Source organism: Accumulibacter sp., assembly GCF_036625275.1.
Taxonomy (GTDB): domain Bacteria; phylum Pseudomonadota; class Gammaproteobacteria; order Burkholderiales; family Rhodocyclaceae; genus Accumulibacter.
This window is the reverse complement of record NZ_JAZKUD010000114.1, coordinates 1-10,649: the sequence shown is the minus strand read 5'-3', so window position 1 is coordinate 10,649 and position 10,649 is coordinate 1. Positions and strand designations below refer to the sequence as shown.

Here is a 10,649-nt window from a genome sequence, read left to right as displayed (position 1 = left end):
TGCGAAATCTTGGCGCAAATCCGGCGGAGGTGCTGGCCGAGGCGGGCGTGCCACCGGAACTGTTCGACGAGCCGGACAACCGGATTTCATTCGCACAAAGGAGCCAACTCATCCAGCTTTGCGTGGACAGAACCGGGTGCCGTCACTTCGGGCTCCTGATCGGTCAGCAGGCTGGCCTGCACTCGCTCGGGCTGTTGGGCCTGCTGGTGCAACACTCGGCGGACGTGGGAAGTGCGCTGCGCAGCCTTGTGCGCTATCTGCATCATCACGTCCAAGGTGCAGTGACGACCCTTGCGGAGAACGACCGCATGGCGATGCTGAGCTACAGCATTTATGAGACTCTGGTCGACGCGACCGACCAGACTGGGGATGGGGCGGTCGCAGCAATGTTCAATATTCTGCGCGCCCTGTGCGGCCCGGACTGGAAACCCGTCGAGGTCCTGTTTGCCCACCGCCGGCCGGATGATGTGCGGCCCTTCCAGCAGTTCTTTCGGGCGCCCCTGCGCTTCGATGCCGAGCATGACGGGGTCGTCTTCCCGGCTGACTGGCTGCAGCGTCCACTGGCGGCCGCGGATGCCGAGTTGCGCCGCCGGGCGCAGGAACAGATGGATGCGCTCGAGTTGGCGCATCGCGGCGACTTCCGGGAACAGGTGCTGGCCGTACTGAGAACCGCGCTCATCGCCGGTCAGGCAAACGCGGGCCAGGTTGCCGCATTCTTTTCGTTGCACCGCCGCACCTTGAGCCGCCGGCTGAGTGCCTGCGGTACCAGCTTCCAGTCGCTTGTGGATGAGGGGCGCTTCGAGATTGCCCGCCAGATGCTCGAGAACACGGATGCGGACATCCAGAGAATCGCGGTGATGCTCGAATACGCGGATGCCAGCGCCTTCGCACGGGCATTCCGGCGCTGGAGCGGCACCACCCCATCCCGATGGCGAGCGGGCTGCGCCAAGTAGCGCATCCTGGTGTAAGCCGCACGTCTCGACCTGGCACGTTCCGGGGGTGTAACGAAACGCAGGCTGTCCATTTATGTATGGTCCCCGCGTACCGGATACGTTAGTATCGTCGGCTATCGCATAGCGTCGGACGAAAATGACATGAAACCAATCCTGATTTCCACGACCCTGATTTCCATCTTTTCTCTCGCGGCGTGCGGCGACAAGTCTGTCCCCCCGCCCCCGACGCCGACTGTCGAGGTCGTAAGCGTTGCCCAGAAGGATGTGCCGATCTACATGGAGTGGATCGGCTCGCTCGACGGCAACGTGAATGCCGTCATCCGCCCACAGGTTACCGGCTACCTGATCAGGCAGAACTATCGCGAAGGCGACCTGGTGAAACAGGGGCAGCCGCTGTTCGAGATCGACCCGCGCACTTTCGAGGCCGCCGTAGATGAGGCCAAGGGTCTGCGTGCTCAGCAGGCCGCGCGTTTCGAGACGACCAAGGCCAACCTCGACCGCATCAAGCCGCTTGCGGCTGTCAATGCGGTCAGCCAGAAGGACCTGGACGACGCCACCGGGTCCCATCTTTCAGCCAAGGCACAGCTCGAGGCCGCCGAGGCCTCCCTGCGGACGGCGAAACTCAACCTCGGCTTCACGAAGATTACCTCGCCGGTCAGTGGCATTGCCGGCATCGCCAAAGCGCAGATCGGCGACCTGCTGAGCCCGAGCATGTCGACCGAGCTGACCACCGTGTCGACCGTCGATCCGATCAAGGTCTATTTCAATATCAGCGAACGCGAATATCTCAAGGTCGCCAGCGCGGCGCTTGCCGCCGGCAGCAAGCCGGAGCGGCTTCCGTTGGAACTGTTCCTGGTTGACGGCTCGCTCTATCCGCACCCGGGCAAGGTTGCTGTCCTCAACCGGCAGGTCGATGTGTCGACCGGCACGTTCAAGGTGGCTGCCCTGTTCCCCAATCCCGACAATCTGCTGCGGCCGGGCCAGTACGGCAGGGTACGGGCGACCATGTCGGTCGACAAGGGCGCGCTGCTGGTGCCGCAACGGGCGGTCACCGAAATCCAGGGCAAGTACCTGGTGGCGGTCGTCGGGGCCGACAACAAGGTCGATATCCGCCCGGTGACGGTCGGCGAACGGGTCGGCACGGAATGGATCGTCAGCAAGGGACTGCAGCCGAGCGAGCAGGTGATCGCCGAGGGTACCCAGAAGGTGCGTCCGGGCGCGACCGTGAATCCTAAGCCCTTCGCGGCCGGAGCGCCCGCCGAGAAAACCGCCGCACCCGCCCCGGCTGGCAAGGAGTAAGCCGCCATGTCGAAATTCTTCATCAACCGGCCGATCGTGGCCATGGTCATCTCGATCCTGATGACCATCGTCGGCCTGGTCGCCATGTCGGGGCTGCCGACCGCCCAGTTCCCGGACATCGTGCCGCCACAGATCACTGTCAAGACCACCTACACCGGCGCCGACGCACTGACCGTCGAAAAAGCGGTGGCCACGCCGATCGAGCAGCAGATGTCCGGCGTCGACAACATGGACTACATGTACTCGATCAACGCCAACAACGGCGAGATGACCCTTAACGTCAACTTCGCCCTCGGCACCAACGCCAATACCGACCAGTTGCTCGCCCAGATGCGCCAGGGCCAGGCCGAATCGCAACTGCCCGCAGACGTGCGCAACTACGGCATCACCACGGCCAAAGCGACCTCGTCGCCGCTGCTCATGTTCGGGCTCTACTCGCCGAACGGCACCTACGACAATGTCTTCCTTGCCAACTACGCATACATCAACATCAACGACCAGATGACGCGGGTCAAGGGCATCGCCAGCATCACGGTGTTTGGCGCTGGCCAGTACGCGATGCGGCTGTGGGTCAGGCCCGACCAGTTGGCCAAGCTCAACATCACGATCCCGGAGATCATCAACGCGGTCAACGCCCAGAACACCGTCAATCCGGCGGGAACGATCGGTGCCGAGCCGGTACCGCCAGGCCAGGAGTTCACCTACGCCGTACGTGCTCAGGGACGGCTGGAGAATGTCGAGGATTTCGGCAAGATCGTGCTGCGTGCCAACACCGACGGCTCGATCGTGCGCGTCAGCGATGTTGCCCGTATCGAGCTCGGCGCCCAGACCTATAGCCTGCAGGGACGGCTCAACGGCAAACCCGCCGCCATCGTCGCCCTCTACCTAATGCCGGGCGCCAATGCCCTCGATGCAGCAGACGGCGCCAAAAAGTTGATGGAGAAGCTCAAGCAGAGCTTCCCGCCCGACCTCGATTATGTCGTCGCCCTCGACACCACGCTGTCGGTCACCGAAGGGATCAAGGAAATCCAGCACACGCTGATCGAGGCGCTGGTGCTGGTGATCATCGTCGTCTTCATCTTCCTGCAGGGCTGGCGGGCCACTCTGATTCCTTTGCTGGCGGTGCCCGTGTCGCTGGTCGGCACGTTCATGCTGTTCCCGCTGTTCGGCTTCTCGATCAATACGCTGTCGCTGTTCGGCCTGGTCCTGGCGATCGGCCTGGTCGTAGACGACGCCATCGTCGTCGTCGAAGCAGTCGAGCACCACATCGAGCATGGCATGACGCCAAAGGACGCGACACTCAGGGCCATGGAGGAGGTCACCGGCCCGGTGATCGCCATCGCCGTCATCCTGGCCGCCGTTTTCGTGCCGACCGCCTTCATTCCGGGGATTACCGGCCAGCTCTACCAGCAGTTCGCGGTGACCATCGCCATCTCGGTGATCATCTCGGCCTTCAACGCGCTGACTCTGAGCCCGGCGCTGTGCGCCATGCTGCTCAAGCCGAAGGTCAAGGGCAGCGGACCGCTGCAGAAGTTCTACAACGGCTTCAACAGGATGTTTGCCAAGGTGACCGGCGGTTACGTCGGCATCTGCCGGATCGCCATTCGCCGGAGCCTGATCAGTTTCGTCTTCCTGGCGGCCGTTGCCGTGAGCATCGGGTTCTTCGGCAAAGTCGTACCCTCGGGATTCCTGCCCGATGAAGACCAGGGTTACGTCTTTGCAGCGGTCCAGCTTCCCGATGCGTCATCGCTGCAACGCACGTCGGAGGTTGCTCGGCAAGCCGAAGAACTGATCATGTCCACCCCGGGGGTCAAGTACGTGACCACCATCGTCGGTTACAGTTTGTTGAGCCAGGTGACGAGCACCTCCAGCGCCTTCTTCTTCATCACGCTCGAGAACTGGGCAGAGCGCAAGAAGCCCGAGGAGCAATACACGGCGATCAAGGCCGAGTTGACGAAGAAGCTCGGCGGCATCAGCAGCGCCATTGCATTTGCCTTTCCGCCGCCGGCCATCCAGGGGGTCGGCACCTCTGGTGGTGCGACCTTCATTCTCCAGGATCGTGCCGGCAAGGAAGTCGCCTTCCTCGCTGAAAACACCACAAAGTTTATCGAAGCCGCGAAAAAGCGCCCCGAACTCGCCAGCGTTTCGACGACCTTCCGGCCAAACGTGCCGCAGTTGTTCCTCGAAGTGGACCAGGACAAGGTGCTGAAGCAGGGAGTCGCCTTGAGCGACGTTTACAAGACACTGCAGAGCTTCCTCGGCAGCGGCTTCATCAACTACTTCAACCGCTTCGGACGCCAGTGGCAGGTCTACGTCCAGGCCGAGGGCGATTATCGGACCAACATCGACAACGTCGGACAGTTCTACGTGCGCAACAACAAGGGCGAAGCGGTGCCGCTGTCGGCGCTGACGTCCGTGCGCAACGTCGCCGGCCCGGAATTCACGATGCGCTACAACCTCTACCGCAGCGCGCAGATCAATGCGTCGGCGGCGCCTGGCTTCAGTTCGGCCCAGGTGATGCGCGCCCTCGAAGCGGTATTCGCCGAAACGATGCCGAACGAAATGGGCTACGAGTACATGGGCATGTCGTTCCAGGAGCAGAAGGCGCAGCAGGGTGTTTCGCCGGCAGTCATCTTCGGCTTCTCGCTGCTCTGCGTCTTCCTGATCCTGGCGGCACAGTACGAGAGCTGGTCGCTCCCGTTCTCGGTGCTGCTGGGCACCCCGATAGCCGTCGCCGGCGCCTTCATCGCGCTGCTGTTGCGCGGCCAGGAGTTCAACGTTTATGCGCAGATCGGTCTGGTAATGCTGATCGGCCTGGCGGCCAAGAATGCCATCCTGATCGTCGAGTTCGCCAAGATGGAGCACGAGAAGGGCGAGCTTTCGCTGATCGAGGCGACGCTCAAGGGCGCGCAATTACGCCTGCGGCCGATCCTGATGACTTCCTTCGCCTTCATCCTCGGCTGCGTGCCGCTGGCCATCGCCAGCGGCGCCGGCGCACTGTCGCGCCAGGTCATGGGCGGGGCGGTGATCGGCGGCATGCTGGCCGCCACATGCATCGCGATTTTCATCATTCCGGTGACTTTTTACGTCATTGAGAAGATGAGTAACAAGCAAGCCACTGGGGTGCGCCATAAGGAGTCTGGCGAGGGGGATGCCGGCAAGCTCGAGACGCCGGCGGGAAAGGAGGATGATCGCCATGCGTAAGCCATTGCTCGTCACCTTGCTGGCGCTGCTGGCCAGCGGTTGCATGGTCGGACCCGACTACGTCCGGCCGCCGGTCGACACGCCAGCGGGCTGGCGGCTCAGCGAACAGGACGCCCGCGATCTCGCCAACACCGCCTGGTGGGAGCAGCTGGATGACCCGGTGCTCAACGATCTGGTGACGACTGCGCTGCGTGAAAACAAGGATCTGATGATCGCCGCCGCGCGCGTCGAGGAATTCGCCGGCAACTACGGATTCGTTCGTTCCGGCCTCTTTCCGCAGGTCGGCGCCGGCTATGAAGCCAGGCGGCAGAGAGACGTCAGCGCGGTCGTGATCGGCGCCGGTGGTGGGCAGACCTACAACAGCTACAACGCGGTGTTGAACGCCAGTTGGGAGATCGACATCTGGGGCCGTATCCGCCGCCAGACCGAGGCGGCGCGCGCCCAACTCCTGGCCAGCGAGGAAGGCCGGCGAGGCGTCATCCTCTCGCTTGTTGGCAGTGTCGCAGGCGCCTACATCAACCTGCGCAACCTCGATCGTCAGCTCGAGATTGCCAGGGAGACGGCGAAGAGTCGCGGCGAGTCGTATGAGCTGTTCAAGCTCCGCTTTGAGGGCGGCATCATTTCGGTGCTCGAACTGAGCCAGAACCGGTCGCAGTACGAGGAAGCCCTGGCCACGATCCCGCCACTGGAAAAAGCCATCGCCCAACAGGAGAATGGGCTGAGCGTCCTGCTCGGCCGCAACCCGGGCCCGATACTGCGTGGCAAGACGATCGATCAGCTGGCCCTGCCAACAATCCCGGCCGGCCTGCCGTCGGATCTGCTTGAACGCAGGCCCGACATCCGGCGCGCCGAACAGAACCTGATCGCTGCCAACGCGCAGATTGGCGCTGCCAAAGCAGCCTACTTCCCGGCGATCTCGCTGACCGGCTTCTTCGGCTACTCCAGCACCAGCCTGAGCAATCTGTTCAACAGCCAGAACAAGGTGTGGAGTTACGGCTCGCCGATCAGCATGCCGATCTTCACCGCTGGCGCGATTGCCGGACAGGTGCAGGCTGCCGAAGCGTCGCAGCAGCAGGCGCTGTTTGCTTACCAGAAGGCGATCCAGGAGGCCTTCCGCGAAGTCAACGACTCGCTCATCAGCCAGGACCGGACGCGCGAACAACTCAAGGTGCAGAAGCGCCAGGTCGAGGCACTGCAGCAGTACTCGGCTACCGCGCGCCTGCGCTACGACAATGGCTACACCAGCTACATCGAAGTGCTCGACGCTGAGCGCAGCCTGTTCAATGTTCAACTGCAGTACACACAGACGCAGCAGGTCGAATTCCAGGCAATGATCAATCTTTACCTGGCAATGGGGGGCGGCTGGGTGAACGAAGCCGAGAAGGTGACCGACGCGGTGGCCCGGACGGACCCCGGCGTCGCGCAATAACCCAGCTGCCGCAAGGCAGGCGTCCACAAGAGCAGTCCATCAATGCGTATCCAGAGGAGAAGTCGATGAGCAAGAAAGGCAAGAAAGACAAGCAGGGGAAGAAAGCCAAAGTCAGGGAGGTGGTAAACCCCGATCTGCCGGTGGAGCAGACCGACAGCGAGGCCCCGGCAGCACCGGCGAAAAAGATGTCCAACCGCGCCTACCTGAAGGAACTCGAGAAGCTCGAAGCCGAGCTGGTGCATCTCCAAACCTGGGTGATCGAGAAGGGCCTCAAGGTGGTGATCGTCTTCGAAGGCCGTGACGGCGCCGGCAAGGGCGGTACGATCAAGGCCATCACCGGCCGCGTCAGTCCACGCGTTTTCCGCGTCGTCGCACTGCCCGCACCGACCGAGCGCGAGAAGAGTCAGATGTACGTGCAGCGCTACCTGCCGCACCTGCCGGCAGCCGGCGAGGTCGTGATCTTCGACCGGAGCTGGTATAACCGCGCCGGTGTCGAACGCGTCATGGGTTTCGCCACCGATGAGCAGGTGGCGGCTTTCCTCAAGGGGGCACCACTGTTCGAAAAGTTGATGGTTTCGGGGCTCAACAACATCATCCTGCTCAAGTACTGGCTGGAAGTGGACATGGACGAGCAGACGCGCCGACTCGAAGCGCGCATCACCGATCCGCGCAAGCAATGGAAGCTCTCGCCAATGGACCTCAAGTCGTACAGCCGCTGGTACGACTACTCGCGCGCCCGCGACGACATGTTGAGTGCGACGCATACCGAGTGGGCACCCTGGTTCGCAGCGCGTTCCGACGACAAGAAGCGCGTACGCCTGAATATCATCAAGCACATCCTCAGCAGCATCCCCTACGAGGTCCCCAAGGCGCCGAAGATAGTCCTGCCCAAGCGGGGCAAGCCCGGCGACTACCAGGAACCCGCCAGCTTGCCCGTCAGGTACGTGCCGGAAGTCTATTGAGCCGATCAGCCGTTACATTTTGATCGACAGTCCGGGACGGGCGTCGCCGGAGACGCCCGCGGGCTCTGACACACCTTCTCGAAACTAGGCTTGTCGAGCGAGGAGGAAGGCCGGGCGCTGACTGGTGACTGGTCACTCTTCTGCCTTCAAGGCATCGCGAACACTTTGGCGTTGGCTGACGCGCTCCTGGAAAGCGAGCAGCGTCGGCCAACGGCCAATGTCGATCTCTACCGCGCTGCCCCAGCCGAGGACGGTAAACAGGTAGCTGTCGGCGACGGTGAATTGGTCACCCAGCAAATAGTTCCTGCCCTCCAGACGAGCGGCGACATAGTCCAGCCGCGCGGCGAGGTTTTCCCTGACACAACGCTTGTACTCCGCCGGCGTGTCCGGTTTGAACAGGGGGACGAAGGCCTTGTGCAGTTCGGAACTGATGAAACCGAGCCACTCCTGCAACTGGTAACGCTCGAGCGTGTAGGGCCGTGGTGCCAGGCCACTCTCCGGGATGCGGTCGGCGATGTATTGCACGATGGCCAGGACTTCAGTCAGATAAACGCCATCGTCAAGTTCGAGCACCGGTACGTAGCCCTTGGGGTTGATGGCGTCAAAGTCGCTGCCGTCGGCCAGCCTTCGCTCGCGGATGTCGACGCGGATAAGGTCGAAGTCGAGACCAGCCTCGTGCAGGGCGATGTGTGGCGCCAGCGAGCTGGTTCCGGGACTGAAGTAAAGTTTCAGCTCCAGGCTGCCAGGGACTGATTGAGGTGTTGGCGCTGGCTTCTGGTCGAGTTCGGCCAGCCACGGGAGCCGGGTCACCTCGACGGTCAGAAAGCCGCTGTTATCGCCATAGGCAAACGACGAGTCGTTGGCAAAAAAGTACAGAAAGCCCGGTTCGATGATCTCGATTTCACAGCCGCTCGGAGTGGCGATGAGGCTGCTTTCGTCGTCGATGCGCGCCACGCCGTGCACAGTGCTTTCGATCAACCCGGTGAGCAGATTCTCCGAGTCCGGGTTGTTGGCCTCGAGGTCAGGACGGGAGTGGATGGCCGCGACCAGTGAAAACCATGGGCGCTCTTCCAGACGCCGGCTACCTTCCGCGAGGTGACTGAGCCACGCCTTTGATTCATAGCCGTCAGCACCCGCGGGGGTTACTTTGTCGATCCACGCGCCGCTGGCCTCGATGCGATATCGTTCGCCCACGTCGACTTCCACGCCGGAGGCGTTCCACCATTTGTGGGCATAAGCCGGGAAGCGCGTCGAACCATCCACCGGCAGCTTGCGGAATGGCAGTGCTTCCCGCTCCTGCTGCAACTGCTCTTCGGGACGCGGCTCGTCCTCCCGGTAGAAATCGGCGCAAGCCGCAACATCTTCGAGGGCCTTCGGCCGGTAATCGGCCCGCTGCCGCAGCCGCTCCAGAACACTGGGATGGAGTTCGGCATTATCGGGGATCTTGCGGTTACCGTTCGGGCGCGTCCGCCAAACCGGTCCACGGGTTTCGTCGTGCCTGTCCTCCAGGCCGTCTGGCGCCAGCGCCTGGCTGAGTTGACTGGGCAAGAGCCGCAGACCGGCATCAAGATCGTTGACCTCCTGCATCATCCACTCGAGCGCAAGGTCGGAGAGGCCATGGCTTTCGTAGCCGCCCCCGACATCCGCGTGCGCGCCCGCGAACCAGACCTGCGTGACACCTTCGCGCTCCTCCCATAGCGTCGGTGGAAAGTCGGCGCGTTCCTCGTCAATGGCCAGGGCCTGGCGACCGTGCTCGGCGCGCGGACTGAGTTCGCGGTTGCTGAAAGCCAGGAAGCGAAGTTCGTCCCGGTCGACGAGGCGCAGGCCGCTGAATAGCGGCACGCCCAACTTGCCGACGGTATCCCAGACGCCGATCATGCGAATGGGGGTTTCGTCGTGATACTTCCAGAAGCGATCGCCGCGTTTCTTGCCACGACCTTCCTTATAGCCAAGCCAGATCTTTTCAGCTTCGTCGGCCGCACCGTCGTTGTCGGCATCCACCGCCGGGATCAGGCCTGAGTAAGCAATGAAGGCCCCCAGACTGCGGGCGGCCCAGGCGCCGCGCGAGAAACCGAAAAGCCATATCTTGTCGCCCCGCTGATACACCTGAGAAATCAACAGATAGGCGTCGATCATGCTGTCGTGCAAACCGATTCCCTGCGTACCGCCGAGTAGTCCCTGGGTCCGGCCACCGTTGCCGATGCTCTCGAGATAAAAGGCGGCGAGTTGCTCGCCGCTCTTGACGAGATGGGAGCGGATCGGTCCGTCTTCCTCGACTTGCCGCTCCTCGCCGGGCAGCATCTCGAACAACCGGTACACATTGGTTTGCTCAATGGGGTCGTTCCAGGTGCCATCCATGCAAACCACTATCTGCTTGGCCATCGTTTCTCCTTGTTGCCAGCCCGTTGCCACCGGATGCGCGCGAGATCCGTTGGATCAGCACGCGCCGGACTCGAACCCACAAGCATACCGCACTCGTGGTTTGGTTTGGGATAGCCTCGGATCTGCAACGGCAACAGACCAGCACGCCGAGTGATGCGGCGGACTGGCCATTGCATCAGGTCACGGCGGTGTTGATCGCCTAAAAGCCGATCGCCAACAAGGCGTAGGCGGCGACCAGCGTTCCCAGCATGGCTGAACCGTAACAGATCAGCTTGGCACCGGTACCGGCGTGTATGCCGATGTCGTGCAGGCTGTGAAAGATACGGTGCGCGGCGTGCCAAAGGAAAAGGGCAATGATCGCAAAGATGAACCCCTTGCCAATGAAGTTCTGGGCGAAGGCCAGCATGCGCGGGTAGCTCA

The 10,649-nt window shown here is 62.4% G+C and carries 7 protein-coding genes; 5 read left to right on the top strand and 2 right to left on the bottom strand.

What is annotated here, in order from left to right:
* The 5 genes from V5B39_RS20165 to ppk2 all read left to right on the top strand — a co-directional run.
* The coding region (locus tag V5B39_RS20165) for an AraC family transcriptional regulator (protein WP_332344627.1) at window positions 1-953 on the top strand (953 nt) is incomplete at its 5' end.
* Window positions 954-1,094: 141 nt separating this feature from the next.
* Window positions 1,095-2,252 (top strand): efflux RND transporter periplasmic adaptor subunit, encoded by a 1,158-nt coding sequence (locus V5B39_RS20160; protein WP_332344626.1) that lies wholly within the window; start codon window positions 1,095-1,097, stop codon window positions 2,250-2,252.
* Between the two features lie 6 nt (window positions 2,253-2,258).
* Window positions 2,259-5,456, top strand: coding sequence for an efflux RND transporter permease subunit (locus V5B39_RS20155; protein WP_332344625.1), 3,198 nt, complete (start codon window positions 2,259-2,261; stop codon window positions 5,454-5,456).
* On the top strand, window positions 5,449-6,885 hold the full coding sequence (locus V5B39_RS20150) for an efflux transporter outer membrane subunit (protein WP_332344624.1): 1,437 nt from the start codon (window positions 5,449-5,451) through the stop codon (window positions 6,883-6,885). The genes V5B39_RS20155 and V5B39_RS20150 overlap by 8 nt, the downstream gene beginning before the upstream one ends.
* Before the next feature lie 185 nt (window positions 6,886-7,070).
* On the top strand, window positions 7,071-7,847 hold the full coding sequence (ppk2, locus tag V5B39_RS20145; RefSeq protein WP_332344628.1) for a polyphosphate kinase 2: 777 nt from the start codon (window positions 7,071-7,073) through the stop codon (window positions 7,845-7,847).
* A 132-nt stretch (window positions 7,848-7,979) separates the two neighbouring features.
* Here the strand turns inward: ppk2 and gstA are convergent, their stop codons facing one another.
* On the bottom strand, window positions 7,980-10,229 hold the full coding sequence (gstA, locus tag V5B39_RS20140) for a glutathione transferase GstA (protein WP_332344623.1): 2,250 nt from the start codon (window positions 10,227-10,229) through the stop codon (window positions 7,980-7,982).
* Between the two features lie 199 nt (window positions 10,230-10,428).
* On the bottom strand, window positions 10,429-10,649 hold a 221-nt coding region (frdD, locus tag V5B39_RS20135; RefSeq protein ID WP_332344622.1), incomplete at its 5' end, for a fumarate reductase subunit FrdD.

Coding starts and splice junctions, on each gene's coding strand:
- V5B39_RS20150 (WP_332344624.1), top strand. CDS start 5,449: ATGCGTAAGCCATTGCTCGTCACCTTGCTGGCGCTGCTGGCCAGCGGT.
- ppk2 (WP_332344628.1), top strand. CDS start 7,071: ATGTCCAACCGCGCCTACCTGAAGGAACTCGAGAAGCTCGAAGCCGAG.
- V5B39_RS20160 (WP_332344626.1), top strand. CDS start 1,095: ATGAAACCAATCCTGATTTCCACGACCCTGATTTCCATCTTTTCTCTC.
- gstA (WP_332344623.1), bottom strand. CDS start 10,229: ATGGCCAAGCAGATAGTGGTTTGCATGGATGGCACCTGGAACGACCCC.
- V5B39_RS20155 (WP_332344625.1), top strand. CDS start 2,259: ATGTCGAAATTCTTCATCAACCGGCCGATCGTGGCCATGGTCATCTCG.